At 65.8% G+C, this 16,304-nt stretch carries 17 protein-coding genes and 1 other RNA gene; 14 read left to right on the forward strand and 4 right to left on the reverse strand.

Annotated features, from left to right (window positions below):
- Positions 1 to 174: 174 nt before the first annotated feature.
- The 5 genes from petA to BMZ19_RS01715 all read left to right on the forward strand — a co-directional run bounded on the left by petA (position 175) and on the right by BMZ19_RS01715 (position 3,877).
- A complete protein-coding gene (petA, locus tag BMZ19_RS01695) occupies positions 175 to 768 on the forward strand; it encodes a ubiquinol-cytochrome c reductase iron-sulfur subunit (protein WP_090305916.1) in 594 nt (197 codons plus the stop codon).
- Positions 768 to 1,979, forward strand: a complete 1,212-nt coding sequence (locus BMZ19_RS01700; protein ID WP_090305919.1) for a cytochrome b — start codon at positions 768 to 770, stop codon at positions 1,977 to 1,979. Before petA ends, BMZ19_RS01700 begins: the two co-directional genes overlap by 1 nt.
- Complete coding sequence (locus BMZ19_RS01705; RefSeq protein WP_090305922.1) at positions 1,979 to 2,761, forward strand: cytochrome c1; 783 nt, start codon at positions 1,979 to 1,981, stop codon at positions 2,759 to 2,761. Before BMZ19_RS01700 ends, BMZ19_RS01705 begins: the two co-directional genes overlap by 1 nt.
- An 89-nt stretch (positions 2,762 to 2,850) precedes the next feature.
- Entirely contained in the window at positions 2,851 to 3,468 is a 618-nt protein-coding gene (locus BMZ19_RS01710) for a glutathione S-transferase N-terminal domain-containing protein (RefSeq protein WP_090305925.1), read from the forward strand.
- Between the two features lie 10 nt (positions 3,469 to 3,478).
- A complete protein-coding gene (locus BMZ19_RS01715) occupies positions 3,479 to 3,877 on the forward strand; it encodes a ClpXP protease specificity-enhancing factor (protein WP_090305928.1) in 399 nt (132 codons plus the stop codon).
- A gap of 79 nt (positions 3,878 to 3,956) precedes the next feature.
- Here BMZ19_RS01715 and BMZ19_RS01720 read toward each other — a convergent pair whose 3' ends face one another.
- From BMZ19_RS01720 to BMZ19_RS01735, 4 genes are read right to left on the reverse strand one after another with little or no spacing between them, the layout of a single operon-like run.
- Positions 3,957 to 4,490, reverse strand: a complete 534-nt coding sequence (locus BMZ19_RS01720) for a BON domain-containing protein (RefSeq protein ID WP_090305930.1) — start codon at positions 4,488 to 4,490, stop codon at positions 3,957 to 3,959.
- On the reverse strand, positions 4,487 to 5,080 hold the full coding sequence (locus BMZ19_RS01725; protein WP_090305933.1) for a phosphoheptose isomerase: 594 nt from the start codon (positions 5,078 to 5,080) through the stop codon (positions 4,487 to 4,489). The genes BMZ19_RS01720 and BMZ19_RS01725 overlap by 4 nt, the downstream gene beginning before the upstream one ends.
- A gap of 24 nt (positions 5,081 to 5,104) precedes the next feature.
- Positions 5,105 to 5,479: a YraN family protein gene (locus BMZ19_RS01730; RefSeq protein WP_090305936.1), complete on the reverse strand. Its 375-nt coding sequence runs from the start codon at positions 5,477 to 5,479 to the stop codon at positions 5,105 to 5,107.
- Positions 5,476 to 7,281 carry a penicillin-binding protein activator gene (locus BMZ19_RS01735; RefSeq protein ID WP_090305939.1) on the reverse strand — a complete coding sequence of 602 codons (1,806 nt, stop codon included), beginning with the start codon at positions 7,279 to 7,281 and terminating at the stop codon, positions 5,476 to 5,478. Before BMZ19_RS01735 ends, BMZ19_RS01730 begins: the two co-directional genes overlap by 4 nt.
- A 123-nt stretch (positions 7,282 to 7,404) precedes the next feature.
- Here BMZ19_RS01735 and rsmI point away from each other — a divergent pair, with 123 nt between their 5' ends.
- The 9 genes from rsmI to mraY all read left to right on the forward strand — a co-directional run bounded on the left by rsmI (position 7,405) and on the right by mraY (position 16,299).
- Positions 7,405 to 8,259, forward strand: coding sequence for a 16S rRNA (cytidine(1402)-2'-O)-methyltransferase (rsmI, locus tag BMZ19_RS01740; RefSeq protein ID WP_244517078.1), 855 nt, complete (start codon positions 7,405 to 7,407; stop codon positions 8,257 to 8,259).
- A gap of 40 nt (positions 8,260 to 8,299) precedes the next feature.
- An RNA gene (rnpB, locus tag BMZ19_RS01745) (RNase P RNA component class A) lies at positions 8,300 to 8,647 on the forward strand.
- A 306-nt stretch (positions 8,648 to 8,953) separates the two neighbouring features.
- Complete coding sequence (gene mraZ, locus BMZ19_RS01750) at positions 8,954 to 9,409, forward strand: division/cell wall cluster transcriptional repressor MraZ (protein WP_090305945.1); 456 nt, start codon at positions 8,954 to 8,956, stop codon at positions 9,407 to 9,409.
- A gap of 1 nt (position 9,410) precedes the next feature.
- Complete coding sequence (gene rsmH, locus BMZ19_RS01755) at positions 9,411 to 10,355, forward strand: 16S rRNA (cytosine(1402)-N(4))-methyltransferase RsmH (protein WP_090305951.1); 945 nt, start codon at positions 9,411 to 9,413, stop codon at positions 10,353 to 10,355.
- On the forward strand, positions 10,352 to 10,645 hold the full coding sequence (gene ftsL, locus BMZ19_RS01760; RefSeq protein ID WP_090305955.1) for a cell division protein FtsL: 294 nt from the start codon (positions 10,352 to 10,354) through the stop codon (positions 10,643 to 10,645). The genes rsmH and ftsL overlap by 4 nt, the downstream gene beginning before the upstream one ends.
- Positions 10,642 to 12,381 carry a peptidoglycan D,D-transpeptidase FtsI family protein gene (locus BMZ19_RS01765; RefSeq protein ID WP_090305958.1) on the forward strand — a complete coding sequence of 580 codons (1,740 nt, stop codon included), beginning with the start codon at positions 10,642 to 10,644 and terminating at the stop codon, positions 12,379 to 12,381. The genes ftsL and BMZ19_RS01765 overlap by 4 nt, the downstream gene beginning before the upstream one ends.
- Positions 12,381 to 13,847 carry a UDP-N-acetylmuramoyl-L-alanyl-D-glutamate--2,6-diaminopimelate ligase gene (locus tag BMZ19_RS01770; RefSeq protein ID WP_090305960.1) on the forward strand — a complete coding sequence of 489 codons (1,467 nt, stop codon included), beginning with the start codon at positions 12,381 to 12,383 and terminating at the stop codon, positions 13,845 to 13,847. The genes BMZ19_RS01765 and BMZ19_RS01770 overlap by 1 nt, the downstream gene beginning before the upstream one ends.
- A complete protein-coding gene (locus tag BMZ19_RS01775; RefSeq protein WP_090305963.1) occupies positions 13,840 to 15,216 on the forward strand; it encodes a UDP-N-acetylmuramoyl-tripeptide--D-alanyl-D-alanine ligase in 1,377 nt (458 codons plus the stop codon). The genes BMZ19_RS01770 and BMZ19_RS01775 overlap by 8 nt, the downstream gene beginning before the upstream one ends.
- On the forward strand, positions 15,217 to 16,299 hold the full coding sequence (gene mraY, locus BMZ19_RS01780; protein ID WP_090305966.1) for a phospho-N-acetylmuramoyl-pentapeptide-transferase: 1,083 nt from the start codon (positions 15,217 to 15,219) through the stop codon (positions 16,297 to 16,299). It abuts the gene before it with no gap.
- Positions 16,300 to 16,304: the final 5 nt, after the last annotated feature.

A 16,304-nucleotide genomic window follows, 5' to 3' on the forward strand; every position in this document is an offset into this window, starting at 1 on the left:
GTCTGCCGCAGCCGCGAAGGGCTTGTGTTTCAAGGGCTTGCCGGTATTTGTTGCCAGTTATTGCCTTGTCAGAAAAGGGGCTTTTCATTACCATCTGGCGGATTTTTTGCGCAGCTGGTTTTAACTAGAGTGCCTGCCCGGGCAGGTCACAGAAAGCTGATGGGAGACGACTGAATGAGTAATGACGGCGTGAATGTGGGCCGACGTCGGTTCCTCGTCGCCGCCACTTCGGTGGTGGGGGCGGCTGGAGCTGTCGGAGCTGCGGTCCCGTTCGTGGGGTCATGGTTCCCCAGTGCCAAGGCCAAGGCAGCCGGTGCTCCGGTGAAGGTGAACGTGGGCAAGATCGAACCAGGTCAGCAGATCATTGCTGAATGGCGCGGCAAGCCGGTGTTCATCGTTCGCCGCACCGAAGAGACTCTGGCCAATCTGGTCAAGCTCGAGGGTGCCGTTGCGGATCCGGAGTCCAAGGCTTCCGACCAACCGACCTATGTGGACCCCAAGGTTCGTTCGATCAAGCCTGGTCTACTGGTCCTCGAGGGCCTGTGCACCCACCTGGGTTGCTCGCCGTCCTTCCGTCCCGAAGTCGCTCCGGCCGACCTCGGTGGCGAGTGGCTGGGTGGCTACTTCTGCCCCTGCCACGGCTCCCGCTACGACCTGGCCGGTCGCGTGTACAAGGCGCAGCCGGCGCCGCTGAACCTGCCGGTCCCGCCGCACTCCTACGAATCCGATGACGTCATCATCATCGGTGTGGATCAGGAGAAAGCCTGATGAGCAAATTCATGGAATGGGTTGACGCCCGCTTTCCCGCCACCAAGATGTGGGAAGATCATCTGAGCAAGTACTACGCTCCGAAGAACTTCAACTTCTGGTACTTCTTCGGCTCGCTGGCACTGCTGGTGCTGGTCAACCAGATCCTCACCGGTATCTGGCTGACCATGAGCTTCACGCCGTCCGCCGAGGAGGCTTTCGCCTCCGTCGAATACATCATGCGCGACGTGGAGTACGGCTGGATTCTGCGCTACATGCACTCCACTGGCGCTTCGGCGTTCTTCGTGGTGGTGTACCTGCACATGTTCCGCGGCCTGATGTACGGCTCCTACCAGAAGCCGCGCGAGCTGGTGTGGATCTTCGGCATGCTGATTTATCTGGCGCTGATGGCCGAAGCCTTCATGGGCTACCTGCTGCCGTGGGGCCAGATGTCCTACTGGGGCGCCCAGGTGATCATCTCGCTGTTCGGTGCGATCCCGGTGATCGGTGCCGATCTGACCCAGTGGATTCGTGGTGACTACCTGATCTCCGGGATCACCCTGAACCGCTTCTTCGCCCTGCACGTGATCGCCCTGCCGATCGTGATCCTGGGCCTGGTTGTCCTGCACATCCTGGCGCTGCACGAAGTGGGTTCGAACAACCCGGATGGCGTGGACATCAAGAAGAAGAAGGACGAGAACGGCATTCCGCTGGACGGCATCCCGTTCCACCCCTACTACACCGTCAAGGACATCGTCGGCGTGGTGGTGTTCCTGTTCGTGTTCTGCACCGTGATCTTCTTCTTCCCGGAAATGGGCGGCTACTTCCTCGAGAAGCCCAACTTCGAAACGGCCAACCCGTTCAAGACTCCGGCTCACATCGCTCCGGTGTGGTACTTCACCCCGTTCTACGCGATCCTGCGCGCCGTTCCGGACAAGCTGCTCGGCGTAATCGCCATGGGTGGTGCAATCGCCGTGCTGTTCGTGCTGCCCTGGCTGGACCGTAGCCCGGTGCGTTCGATGCGCTACAAGGGCTGGCTGAGCAAGATCTGGCTGCTGGTGTTCTGCGTATCCTTCGTGATCCTCGGCGTGCTGGGCGTGCTGGCACCGACTCCGGGCCGTACCCTGCTGTCCCAGGTTTGCACCATTCTGTACTTCGCCTTCTTCATCCTGATGCCGTTCTACACCCGGATGGAGAAGACCAAACCGGTTCCGGAAAGGGTGACTGGCTGATGAAAAAGCAATTTGCTGCACTGATTTTCGCGCTGCTGCCGGCCTTTTCCTTTGCTTCAGGTGGTGCCGAGTATCACCTGGACAAGGTGGACGTCGATCTGGCCGACAAGGCTGCCCTGCAGGATGGTGCGCGTACCTTCGCCAACTACTGCATGGGTTGCCACGGTGCCCAGTTCCAGCGTTACGAGCGCGTGGCCAAGGATCTTGGTATTCCTGAGCAACTGATGCTGGAGAACCTGGTGTTCACCGGCGCCAAGATCGGCGAGCACATGAAGACCGGCATGCAGGCGAGTGATGCCAAGGTGTGGTTCGGCGCTGCGCCGCCGGACCTGACCCTGGTGGCCCGCGTGCGTGGCGAGGACTGGCTGTACACCTACCTGCGCACCTTCTATGAAGATCCGGCGCGTCCGTACGGCGTGAACAACAAGGTGTTCCCGAACGTCGGCATGCCCAACGTGCTGAGCAGCCTGCAGGGCCGTCAGGTCATCGGTTGCAAGCAGGTGCAGGTGGTCGAGGACAGCAAGAAGGTCTTCGATCCGCTGACCGGCACCCCGGTGACCGAGGAAGCCTGTGACCAGCTGACCATCGTGCCGAAGACCGGTGAGCTGAGCGAGGCGGAGTTCGACGAGAAGATCAAGAATCTCGTCAGCTTCCTGGCCTACTCGGCCAACCCGGTGAAGCTGGAGAGCCAGCGCATCGGTACCTACGTGCTGTTGTTCCTGGCGTTCTTCTTCGTGTTCGCCTACCTGCTGAAGCGCGAGTACTGGAAAGACGTGCACTGATACGTCGCTCCAGCCTCCACACATGCGCGCCCTCCGGGGCGCGCATGTGTTTCTGCCGTATGAAAATATCCTGACTGGAGGGAGAGCCGATGGCTGCGATCAACCGCTTGGCCTGTTATTCCGATCCCGCCGATCACTATTCGCACCGGGTGCGCATCGTGCTCGCCGAGAAGGGTGTGAGCGCCGAAATCATCGAGGTTCTGCCGGGGCAGTGTCCCGCGCAGCTGGCTGAGGTGAACCCCTACACCAGTCTGCCGACCCTGGTGGACCGAGACCTGGCTCTGTACGAGCCGGGCGTAGTGATGGAATATCTGGACGAACGCTATCCGCATCCGCCATTGCTGCCGGTCTATCCGGTGGCGCGGGCCAACAGTCGTCTGCTGATGCACCGCATCCAGCGCGACTGGTGTTCGCGGGTCGATCAGGTTCTGGATGCGCGCACTGCGGAGAATGTCCGCGTGCAGGCGCGCAAGGAGTTGCGCGAGAGTCTGGTCGGCGTGGCCGCGCTGTTTGCCGACAAGCCGTTCTTCCTCAGCGAGGAGTTCAGCATGGTCGACTGCTGTCTGCTGCCGATTCTCTGGCGTCTGCCGCAGCTGGGTATCGAGCTGCCGCGCCAGGCCAAACCGCTGCTGGACTACATGGAGCGGCTGTTCGCCCGTGGCAGCTTCCAGGCCAGCCTGACCGCTACCGAGCGCGCGATGCGCTGAGGATCCGCTGATGAATTCGAGTCGTCCCTACCTGCTGCGAGCCCTCTACGAGTGGATCGTCGACAACAACTGCACTCCGCATCTGCTGGTGGCTGCCGATTATCCCGGAGCCCGGGTGCCGGCCGGCTACGCCAAGGACGGACAGATCGTGCTCAACGTGTCGCCTAGTGCGGTGCGCTATCTGGAGATGGGCAACGAGGTGCTGACCTTCGAAGGGCGCTTCGGTGGGGTGGCGCAGAGCCTGTATATCCCGGTGGCCGCGGTGCAGGCCATCTATGCCCGTGAAAACGGCGAGGGCATGTCCTTCGTGCTGGAGGGCATGGAGGAGGGCGAGGGTGACGAGGGCCCGTCCGGAGACGACGAGCCGCCGCGTCCGAGCGGCCGGCCCAGCCTGAAGGTGGTCAAGTAGGCTGCCGGCAGGCACAAAAAAGGCGATCTTCGGATCGCCTTTTTTGTGCCCGGGTTTTACGTTGGGGTCGCCAGTCGCCTCAGTCGACGTACTCGAACAGGCGCACGATGCCCTGTACGCCGCCGACGCCCTGGACCACGGCGGTGGCGCGGTTGGCTTCGGCGCGGGTGATCAGGCCGAGCAGGTAGACCATGCCGTTCTCGGTGACCACCTTGATCTTGGTGCTGGGCACGGTGTTGTCGGCGAGCATGGCCGTCTTGATCTGGGCTGTCAGTGCCGCGTCGGTGCTGCGCGCCAGCGGCGAGGAGGGCTGCAGGACCTGCAGGTGGTTGTGCACCAGCTTGACGCCCTGGGCGCGGCGGGCGGCCTGTTCGGCGAGGGCCTTCAGGTCGGCGCGCGGGGTCTGGCCGGCGAGCAGGACCACGCCGTTGTAGCTGGTCACCACGATGTGCGAAGTGGTGTCGTTGAGGTCAGCGTGGCTGGCGCGGATCTCGCTGGCGACCCGGCCGGGGATGAACTGGTCATCGATCTTGTTGCCGACGCTGCGCGCACCGCAGCCGGCCAGCAGCAGGCTCAGGGCCAAGGTGGCGAGAAGCAGGGGGGATCGTTTCATTCTTCACTCCCGAACAGTTGACGATCGATCAGGTCGCACAGGCAGTGGATGGCCAGCAGGTGGACCTCCTGAATGCGCGCGGTGACGCGCGCCGGTACGCGAATCTCGACATCCTCAGGCAGCAGTAGCGAGGCCATGCCGCCGCCGTCGCGCCCGGTGAGGGCGACCACGGTCATCTCGCGGTCGTGGGCGGCCTGGATGGCCTGGATCACGTTGCCGGAGTTGCCGCTGGTGGAGATCGCCAGCAGCACGTCGCCGGGCTGGCCGAGGGCGCGGATCTGCTTGGAGAAGATCTCGTTGTAGCTGTAGTCGTTGGCAATCGAGGTGATGGTCGAGCTGTCGGTGGTCAGCGCCACGGCCGGCAGGCTCGGCCGCTCGCGCTCGAAGCGGTTGAGCAGTTCCGAGGAGAAGTGCTGGGCATCGCCGGCCGAGCCGCCGTTGCCGCAGGAGAGGATCTTGCCCTCGCTGAGCAGGGCATTGACCATCACCTGGCTGGCCTGCTCGATATGCGGAATGAGCACTTCCATGGCCTGGCGCTTGGTTTCGATGCTGTCCTGGAAAAGCTGGCGAATACGGGATTGCATGTCCATGGTGACCTTCGGTTGGGCGGCTGTTCAGGCGTCGAACGCGCTGCGGATCCAGTTCAGCCGCGGGGGCGAGGCGCGTTCGGCGGGGCCGATCGCGACTACATCGAACCGGCAGGGACGGCGGGCCCAGCGCGGTTGCTGTTGCAGGAAAACCTGGGCGGCGGCGCTGACGCGGGCACGCTTGCGCGCGTCGACGCTGGCTTCGGCGCCGCCCCAGGCGTTATGGCGTCGATAACGCACTTCCACGAATACTACGGTATCGCCGTCGAGCATGACCAGATCCAGCTCGCCGAGACGGCAGCGCCAGTTGCGCGCCAGCAGGCGCAGGCCGTGCTCCTCCAGGTGGGTCAGCGCCCAGCCTTCGGCGGCCTGGCCAAGGGCCTGGCGCGGGCTGTCGCTCACTGGGTGGCGGTTTCCAGGCGATAGACCTGGCCGTTGCGGTATTCCGCCCACGGCAGGCCGCGCACGATGCGCTGTCCTGGAGCCAGGCTCAGGCTACCGGACAACCCATCGAGGCGGGTGCTCGGCAGGGTCTGTAGCTGACCCAGACGCGGTGCCAGGCGGTAGGCGTCGGCGCCCATGGCGTACAGGCGGCCCAGGCTGCCAGCCGCAGCCGGCCACTGGCCGACCACCTGTTCGCGAAGCGGATCGGGCTCGCCGAGCAGCCAGGGGGTTTCGCAGAAGCGGATGCCGTCAAGGTCGAGGCTCTCGCTCGCTTCGTTGTTGCCGCTGTACAGGTGCGAAGTGGCATACACCGGCAGGTCGCCGGCGTACTGGAAGGCCAGGGTGGGCTTGATCTGTCGCGCCTGCGCCGGGGTGGCGGCCAGGAACACGAAATCGACATCCTGGCGACGGGCCGGCTGGGCCTCGACCTCGCTGCCCAGGGTGTCGCGCAGACGCTTGGCGCGTGCTTCGCTGGCGCGCAGCTGCAGCAGGTCGGCGATCTGCTGGGCCAGGCGCACCGGCTGGTCGACGTGCTCGGCGGCGATCAGGCTGCCGCCGCGAGCCTCCCAGTCCTGGCGGAAGGCGGTCAGCACGCGATTGCCCCAGGCGCCGCTTGGCACCATGGCCACGGCACGGCGCTGGCCATCCTGCCAGGCGCGTGCGGCGACGGCACGGGCTTCGTCCTCGGCGGCCAGGCCGAACTGGAACAGCTGTGCCGGGCCTTCGGCGCCGCTCTCGTTGTAGTTGAGGGCGAGGGTGGGGATCGGCAGTTGCTCCTGCTGGCTGAGCTGGCCGACCAGCGGTTTTTCCAGTGGACCGACCACCAGTTGCACACCATCGGCCTGCGCCTGGCGATAGAACTCGTTCAGGTCGGTCAGGTTGCTGCTGTCGTGCAGGCTGATGTGCGTTTCGCTGCCGCTCTGGTAGTGCGCCGCGAGAAAGCCGTCGCGCAGCGCCTGGGCTGGGCCGGCGAGGGGGCCCTGGCTCGGCAGCAACAGGGCGATGCGGGTCAGCGGGCGGGCGGCGATTTCCTGCAGAGCAACCAGGGACTGCGGCAGCTGGCGGGCGGCCGGGTGTTGCGGATGCTGGGCCTGCCACTCGCCAATGCGCGCGACCTGCTGGGCCGGCGTGGCATTACTGCGGGCGAGGGTGGCCAGCTCCAGCCAGCCGGCGAGGTCATCGCCGGCTGGCTCGGCGCTGCTCAGCTGAGTGCTGGACAGGCCGGATACCAGGGCCCAGATCGCTTCGTGGTTGCTGGCGGCGGCCTGGCCTTCCAGCAGCGGGGCGATGAACACGCGCTCGCGGGCGGCGGCCAGCGGCTGTTGATCGGCCTGCAGGGCATTGGCGCGGGCCAGCTGGCTACGGGCCTGCTGGCTGAGTGGCAGTTCGCCGAGGCGGGCGAAGCTAGGGTGCTGCAGGGCCTGCAGGGCGGCCTTGGGCTTGTTGCGTGCCAGCGCCAGTTCGGCTTGCAGGGTGCTGGCGAAGATCTGCTGGGCCGGCAGCAGCTTGTCCAGCTCGATCAGATCGAGGATCTGCTGGGTCTGGGCCAGGTCACGCTGGGCCAGCGCCTGGTCGGCGGCGGCCAGGCGCAGCAGTGCGGCCTGCTCCGGCTTGCTTTGCGCGGCCTGTTGCAGCAGCTGCGCGGTGCTGCCCTGGGGCTGGCCCGGCAGTTCGCCGAGGCCGGCGGTTTGCTTGCCGGCACAGGCGCTGAGCAGGGCGGCCAGGCAGAGGACGGAAAGGGGGCGCAGTCTGGCGATCATGGGGAGGATTCCGATTCGCAGGCTTGAAAGGGGGCAATTGTACCCAAGCCCCGAAGCGGGTGCGATCTTGGTGCAGCGAAACCCGTTACAATGACGCACTTTGTCTGGCAACGGGATGGTGATGTGAACGCTCCGGGTACCCTTTATGTCGTGGCCACGCCGATCGGCAATCTCGAGGACATCAGTGCGCGGGCGCTGCGCGTGCTGCGCGAGGTCAAGCTGATCGCCGCCGAGGATACCCGCCACAGCGCCCGTCTGCTGCAGCACTTCGGTATCAATACGCCGCTGACCGCCTGTCACGAGCACAACGAGCGCGAACAGGGCTCGCGGCTGATCCAGCGCCTGCTGGGTGGTGACGATATGGCCCTGGTATCGGATGCCGGCACGCCACTGATTTCCGATCCGGGCTACCACCTGGTGCGCAATGCGCGTGCCGCCGGTGTGCGGGTGGTGCCGGTACCCGGCGCCTGTGCGCTGATTGCGGCCCTGTCGGCCTCCGGCCTGCCGTCCGATCGTTTCGTCTTCGAAGGCTTCCTGCCGGCGCGCAGCACGGCGCGCCGCCAGCGTCTGCAGGCCGTAGTGGAGGAGCCGCGTACGCTGATCTTCTACGAGGCGCCGCATCGCCTGCTCGAATGCCTGGCCGATCTGCGCGAGCTGTTCGGCGTCGAGCGCCCGGCGGTGCTCGGGCGCGAGCTGACCAAGACCTTCGAAACCATCAAGGGAGCGCCGCTGGGCGAACTGCACGACTGGGTGGCGGCCGACAGCAACCAGCAGCGTGGCGAGTGCGTGCTGCTGATCGAGGGCTGGCAGGCGCCGGCAGGCGAGGAGACGCTGAGCGCCGAGGCGCTGCGGGTGCTCGATCTGCTGCTGGCCGAGCTGCCGCTCAAGCGGGCGGCGGCGCTGGCTGCGGAAATCACCGGGGTGCGCAAGAATCTGCTCTACCAGCAGGCGCTGGAGCGACAGAAAGCCGAGGATTGAGCTTGTTATCCGCGCCTGCAGTGAGTACCCTGCGCGCCGGAGAGTCGGCTGGACAGTCGCCGCCCTGCTTGCAGGGGGGAGGAAAGTCCGGGCTCCATAGGGCAGAGTGCCAGGTAACGCCTGGGAGGCGCGAGCCTACGGAAAGTGCCACAGAAAATAACCGCCTAAGCGCGCAAGCGCCGGTAAGGGTGAAAAGGTGCGGTAAGAGCGCACCGCACGGCTGGCAACAGTTCGTGGCTAGGTAAACCCCACTCGGAGCAAGACCAAATAGGGATCCATTGGCGTGGCCCGCGCTGGATCCGGGTAGGTTGCTTGAGGCCGTCAGTGATGGCGGTCCTAGAGGAATGACTGTCCTCGACAAAACCCGGCTTACAGGCCGGCTCTCCCCTTTTTCTCCCTCCGCTATTGATGTTATTGCCTGCCTTTTAATTCCAAAACGCTATTGCTCCTCATGATGAACTTTAAGTTCTTGGCATAGCTCTTTGGCGCGAATTGATTTTATTCCTCGATTTGCCCGTATCCCCATTTCCGTCTGTCGGCCTCTTCTCTAAGTTGCGGTCCAGTAAGGGTTTTTCCTGTTGGGGTCGCCTTGACTGGGTCAAGGGCGGGTTCCTATAGTGTGTAAGGGTGGGGGAAAGTGGGTGAAAGTGGATTTATCAGCTATATAAGGCTGTCCACTGGGGGAATTACTGTCGTGTTTCGCGGAGCCAACGCCATAAGCCTTGACGCCAAGGGTCGTCTGACGATGCCGAGCCGGTATCGTGACGAGTTCATGGCGCGTTGTGCCGGTCAGCTCATCGTGACCATCGATGCCGTCGATCCCTGCCTGAGCGTTTATCCCTTGACCGAATGGGAGCTGATCGAGACCAAGCTGCGCGAATTGCCATCCCTGCGAGAAGAGAATCGCCGTTTGCAGCGCCTGCTGATCGGCAATGCGGTGGATCTGGAGCTGGATGCGGCGGGGCGGTTTTTGGTACCGCCACGGCTGCGTGAATATGCCGGGCTGGACAAGCGTGCGGTGCTGGTCGGCCAGCTCAACAAGTTCCAGTTGTGGGACGAAGAGGCCTGGGATACGCGCTGCGCGGAGGATCTCCAGGCCATCAAGAGCCCCGGCGGACTGCCGGACGAATTACTCAACCTGACTCTTTGATATGAATGCAGCCACTTTCAGCCATGTAACCGTCCTGCTCCACGAAGCCGTCGAGGCGCTTGCCGTGCGCGCGGAGGGCTGCTACCTGGATGGCACCTTCGGGCGCGGCGGCCACAGCCGCGAAGTGCTGCGTCAACTGGGCCCGGGCGGACGCCTGCTGGGCTTCGACAAGGATCCCCTGGCGATCGCCACCGGCCTCGAGCTGGCCGCCGAGGACAGTCGCTTCCAGATCGTCCAGCGCAGCTTCGCCGAACTCGGCGAGGAGGTGGCGGCCCGCGGCCTGCAGGGCAAGATCGACGGGGTGCTGCTCGACCTCGGTGTGTCCTCGCCGCAGCTGGACGATCCCGAGCGTGGCTTCAGCTTCATGAACGACGGTCCGCTGGACATGCGAATGAACCCGGATGCCGGGGTCAGCGCGGCCGAGTGGATCGCCTCGGCTTCCGAGGAAGAAATCGCCCGGGTGTTCTACGAATACGGCGAAGAGCGCTTTTCCCGACGCATGGCGCGGGCCATCGTGCAGCGCCGCGCCGAGCGCCCGTTCACCCGCACCGCCGATCTGGCCGAGGTGATCACCGTGGCCAATCCGGCCTGGGAAAAGGGCAAGAATCCGGCGACCCGGGCCTTCCAGGGCCTGCGCATCCATATCAACAACGAGCTGGGTGATCTCGAGCGCGGTCTCGAGGCGGCGCTGGAAGCGCTCGCCGTGGGGGGGCGCCTGGTGGTGATCAGCTTCCACTCGCTGGAGGATCGCATCGTCAAGCAGTTCATGCGTCGCCAGGTGAAGGGCGAGGCCGACAACCTGCCGCGCGACCTGCCGGTACAGGTGGCGAAGTTCGATCCGCGCCTCAAGCTGCTCGGCAAGCCCCAGTACGCCTCGGCTGCCGAACTCAAGGTCAATCCGCGCTCGCGCAGCGCGGTCATGCGTATGGCGGAGAAACTGCGATGATCCCGCGCACCAGCGACAGCATGCCCAGCGGCAGTCTGCTGATGCTGGTGCTGTTCGGCCTCGTGTTGGCCTCGGCGGTGGCCGTGGCGTGGAGCGCGCACTGGAACCGCCAGTTGCTCAACCAGCTGTACGCCGAACTCAGCGTGCGTGACAAGGCGCAGGCCGAGTGGGGGCGGCTGATTCTCGAGCAGAGCACCTGGACTGCTCACAGCCGCATCGAGACGCTGGCCAGCGAGCAGCTGCAGATGCGCATCCCCGAGCCGGGCGAAGTGCGGATGGTGGCGCCATGATCAACCTCGACGGCGCACTCTACCCCTGGCGCTTCCGCCTGGTGATCGCGGTCCTGCTGGGCATGGTCGGCGTGATCGCCTGGCGCATCGTCGACCTGCACGTGTTCGACCATGACTTCCTCAAGGCCCACGGCGATGCACGCAGCGTGCGGCACATCCCGATTCCCGCGCACCGCGGGCTGATCACCGACCGCAACGGCGAGCCGCTGGCGGTCAGCACCCCGGTGATCACCTTGTGGGGCAATCCCAAGGAACTGATGCGCCAGCGTCAGCAGTGGCCGGCGCTGGCGGCTGCCTTGGGCCAGGATGCCGAAGTGCTGAGCCGGCGTCTGCAGCAGAATGCCGGGCGCGAGTTCCTCTATCTGGCGCGCGGCCTGACTCCCGAGCAGGGCGACGCGGTGCTCGCCCACAAGATCCCCGGCGTCTACAGCCTCGAGGAGTTTCGCCGGTTCTACCCGGCGGGCGAGGTCACGGCGCACATGGTCGGCTTCACCGATATCGATGACCAGGGTCGCGAGGGGGTCGAGCTGGCCTTCGAGCAGTGGCTGGCAGGCGTGCCGGGGCAGCGCGAGGTGCTCAAGGATCGTCGCGGGCGGCTGATCAAGGATGTCGGGGTGGCGCGCAACGCCAAGCCGGGTAGGGAGTTGGCACTGTCCATCGACCTGCGCCTGCAGTACCTGGCGCACCGCGAGCTGCGCAACGCCCTGGTGGAGAACAAGGCCAAGGCCGGCAGCCTGGTCATTCTCGACGTACAGACCGGCGAAGTGCTGGCCATGGTCAACCACCCCACCTACAACCCCAACAACAAGCGCAACCTGCAGCCCCAGGCGATGCGCAACCGGGCGCTGATCGACGTCTTCGAGCCAGGCTCGACGGTGAAGCCGATCTCGATGCTGGCGGCGCTGCAGAGCGGGCGCTGGCAGCCCACCGATACCGTCGAGGTCTACCCCCACAGCCTGCGCATCGGCCGCTTCACGATCCGCGACGTGTCCCGCGGCGGCGGCCCGGTGCTCGACCTGGCCGGCATCCTGATTCGCTCCAGCAACGTCGGCATCAGCAAGATCGCCTTCGACATCGGCGGCGAGTCGATCTATCGCGTCATGCAGCAGGTCGGCCTCGGTCAGGATACCGGCCTCGGCTTCCCCGGCGAGCAGGTCGGCAATCTGCCCAACCACCGCAAGTGGCCCCAGGCGGAAACCGCGACCCTCTCTTACGGTTACGGCCTGTCGGTGACGGCGATGCAGCTGGTGCATGCCTACGCGACGATCGCCAACAATGGCCGCATGGTGCCGCTGAGTCTGGCCCGGGTCGATCAGCCGGCGAACTCCACCCAGGTAGTTCCCGAGGAGGTCGCCAAGACCGTGCAGGGCATGCTCCAGCAGGTGGTCGAGGCCCCCGGCGGCGCCCACCGCGCCCAGGTACCCGGCTACCACGTCGCCGGCAAGAGCGGTACCGCGCGCAAGACCAGCGCGGGCAGCAAGGGTTACCAGCAGAACGCCTACCGCTCGCTGTTCGCCGGCTTCGGGCCGGCGAGCGCTCCGCGTCTCGCCGCCGTCGTGGTGATCGACGAGCCGGGGGGCGAGGGTTATTACGGTGGCCTGGTTTCCGCTCCGGTATTCAGCAAGGTGATGGCCGGCGCCCTGCGCTTGATGAACATAGCCCCGGACAACCTGCCGCCGCCGCTGCCCGAACAGCAGCAGGCCGGTGCGTTGCCCGGCAATGGAGGACGCGGCTGATGCCGATGAGTCTGCTGAAGATGTTTCCCGAGGCGCGGCGTGACGCGCTGATCCGCGAGCTGAGCCTGGACAGCCGGGCCCTGCGACCGGGCGATCTGTTTCTGGCCATTCCCGGCCACCACAGCGATGGTCGAGGCTACATCGCCGACGCCATCGCCCGCGGGGCCGCGGCGATTGCCTATGAGGCCGAAGGCGCGGTGGATATCCCGTCGTCCGAAGCGGTGGTGATGGTGCCGGTCAAGGGCCTGGCGGCCCAGCTGTCGGCGATTGCCGGGCGCTTCTACGGCGATCCGAGCCGCAGCCTGGAGCTGGTTGGAGTTACAGGTACCAATGGCAAGACCAGCGTCAGCCAGTTGCTGGCCCAGGCGCTCGACCTGCTCGGCCAGCGCTGCGGCCTGATCGGCACCCTGGGGGTCGGTTTTCACGACAACCTGCAGAGCGGTCGCCACACTACGCCCGACCCGCTGGCGGTGCAGGCGCAACTGGCCCGCCTGAAGCAGGCCGGGGCAAAGGCGGTGGCGATGGAGGTGTCGTCCCATGGCCTGGATCAGGGTCGGGTCGAAGGGCTGGACTTCGACGTGGCGGTGTTCACCAACCTGTCGCGAGACCATCTCGACTATCACGGCGACATGGCGACCTACGGCGAGACCAAGGCGCGCCTGTTTGCCTGGCCGGGCCTGTACTGCCGGGTGATCAATCTCGACGACCTGTTCGGTCGCGAACTGGCCGCCCGCGAGGCGCCGTCGCGGCTGATCAGCTACAGCCTGATCGATCCTGCAGCGACGCTGTATTGCGCCGAAGCCGAGTTCAGCGAAGCGGGCGTGCGCGCCCGTCTGGTGACCGCCCAGGGCGACGGCCTGCTGGTCAGTCCGCTGCTTGGCCGCTTCAACCTGAGCAACCTGCTGGCGGTGGTCGGCGCGCTGATGGGCCTCAACCATCCGCTGGACGAGATCCTCCACGTGCTGCCGCAGCTGCAGGGGCCGCTCGGGCGCATGCAGCGCCTTGGCGGAGGCAGGCAGCCGCTGGTGGTGGTCGACTACGCGCACACCCCCGATGCTCTGGAAAAGGTCCTCGAGGCCCTGCGCCCGCATACCCGTGGCCGCCTGCTGTGCCTGTTCGGCTGCGGCGGCGACCGCGACCGCGGCAAGCGCCCGCTGATGGCGGCCGCCGTCGAGGGTCTGGCCGATGGCGTGTGGGTCACCGACGACAATCCGCGCTCGGAGCCGACCGAGCAGATCATTGCCGACATCCGTGCCGGCTTCCGCCAGCCCGAGCGGGTGCACTTCGCCCCCGGTCGCGGCGTGGCGATTGCCCAGCTGATTGCGGCGGCCACGGCCGACGATGTGATCCTGCTGGCCGGCAAGGGCCACGAGGACTACCAGGAAATCGACGGGGTGCGTCACCCGTTCTCCGATATCGACCAGGCCGCCGCTGCGCTGGCCGCTCGCGAGGTGCAGGATGCTTGAAGCCTGGATGCTGAGCAGTGTGCTGGGAGCACTGAAGGGAAAACTGGCCGGGGCCGATGCCTTCTTCAACGGGGTGAGCATCGACAGTCGCTCGATCGAGCCGGGCCAGTTGTTCGTCGCCCTCAGCGGCGAGCGCTTCGACGGTCACGCCTATCTCGAGCAGGTGGCCAGCAAGAGTGCCGCCGCCGCGCTGGTCGAGCGCGAGCAGGAGGCGGTCGAGCTGCCCCAGCTGGTGGTGGCCGACACCCGCCTGGCCCTCGGCCGGCTCGGCGCGCTCAACCGCGCCGCGTTCCGCGGCCGGGTCGCGGCGGTCACCGGCTCCAGCGGCAAGACCACGGTCAAGGAGATGCTCGCCAGCATCCTGCGCGCCGACCATGCTGGCGATGCCGCCGCCGTGCTGGCCACCCGTGGCAACCTCAACAACGACCTCGGCGTACCGCTGACCCTGCTCGAACTGGCGCCGCAGCACCGGAGCGCGGTGATCGAGCTGGGCGCCTCGCATGTCGGCGAGATTGCCTACACCGTCGGCCTGACTCGCCCGCAGGTGGCGATCATCACCAACGCCGGCACCGCCCATGTGGGCGAATTCGGCGGTCCGGAAAAGATCGTCGAGGCTAAGGGCGAGATCCTCGAGGGCCTGGCTGCCGACGGCGTGGCAGTGCTCAATCGCGACGATCCGGCCTTCGGTGTCTGGGTGCGGCGCGCCGGCCAGCGCCGGGTGCTGAGCTTTGCCCTGCACGGCGCCGCCGACTTCACGGCCCGCGAGCTGGCGCGCGATGCCCGCGGCTGCCCGGCCTTCACCCTGGTCGGCCCCGTTGGCGAACTGCGCATCCAGCTCAACCTGCTCGGCGAGCACAACGTGGCCAACGCCCTGGCCGCATCCGCAGCCGCTCATGCCTTGGGCGTGGCGCCGGAGGCGATCCGCAGCGGGCTGGAAAACCTGCAGCCGGTCAAGGGGCGTGCCGTGGCGCAGTTGGCGCCCTCTGGAATGCGGGTTATCGACGACAGTTACAACGCCAATCCGGCGTCAATCCGGGCGGCGATTGATATACTGGCCGGCTTTTCCGGACGCACCGTCCTGGTGCTCGGCGACATGGGCGAACTGGGTGCCTGGGCCGAGGCGAGTCACCGCGAGGTGGGCGCCTATGCCCGTGGCAAGGTCTCGGCGTTGTATGCCGTAGGCCCGCAGATGGTCCATGCGGTCAGCGAGTTCGGTACCGGCGCGCGACATTTTGCCGATCAGGCTGAACTGATTGCCGCACTGGCTGCCGAACAGTCTCCGGAAACCACCCTGTTGATCAAAGGCTCGCGCAGCGCGGCGATGGAAAACGTCGTCGCTGCGTTCTGTGCCAGTGCTGGAGAACACTAAATGCTGCTGCTGTTGGCCGAGTATCTGCAACAGTTCCACAAAGGCTTCGCGGTCTTTCAGTACCTGACCATGCGCGGGATCCTCGGCGTGCTCACCGCGCTGGCCCTGTCGCTGTGGCTGGGTCCCTGGATGATCAAGACCCTGCGCACCCGCCAGATCGGCCAGGCGGTGCGCGACGACGGTCCGCAGTCGCACCTGTCGAAGAAGGGCACGCCGACCATGGGTGGCGCGCTGATCCTGTCCTCCATCGCCATCAGCACCCTGCTGTGGGCCGATCTCGCCAACCGCTACGTGTGGGTGGTGCTGGCGGTGACCCTGCTGTTCGGCGCGATCGGCTGGGTCGACGACTACCGCAAGGTGATCGAGAAGAACTCCCGCGGTCTGCCGAGCCGCTGGAAGTATTTCTGGCAGTCGGTGTTCGGCCTCAGCGCCGCGCTGTTCCTCTACCTGACCGCCACCACTCCGGTGGAAACCACCCTGTTTCTGCCGCTGCTGAAGAACATCGAGATCCCCCTGGGGATCCTCTTCGTGGTGCTGACCTACTTTGTCATCGTCGGTTCGAGCAACGCGGTCAACCTCACCGACGGCCTCGACGGTCTGGCGATCCTGCCGACCGTGCTGGTCGGCGGCGCACTGGGCATCTTCTGTTACCTGGCGGGCAACGTGCGGTTTGCCGAATACCTGCTGATCCCCTACGTGCCGGGCGCCGGCGAACTGATCGTGTTCTGCGGCGCGCTTATCGGCGCCGGCCTCGGCTTCCTGTGGTTCAACACCTATCCGGCCCAGGTGTTCATGGGCGACGTCGGTGCGCTGGCCCTTGGTGCTGCGCTCGGCACCATCGCGGTGATCGTTCGTCAGGAACTGGTGCTGTTCATCATGGGTGGGGTGTTCGTCATGGAAACCCTATCGGTGGTGATCCAGGTGGCCTCGTTCAAGCTGACCGGCCGGCGGGTGTTCCGCATGGCGCCGATCCACCACCATTTCGAACTCAAGGGCTGGCCCGAGCCGCGGGTGATCGTGCGTTTCTGGATCATCACCGTGGTGCTGGTGCTGATCGGCCTGTCCACCCTGAAGCTGAGGTAATCGCA

This window comes from Pseudomonas linyingensis (assembly GCF_900109175.1).
GTDB lineage: Bacteria > Pseudomonadota > Gammaproteobacteria > Pseudomonadales > Pseudomonadaceae > Geopseudomonas > Geopseudomonas linyingensis.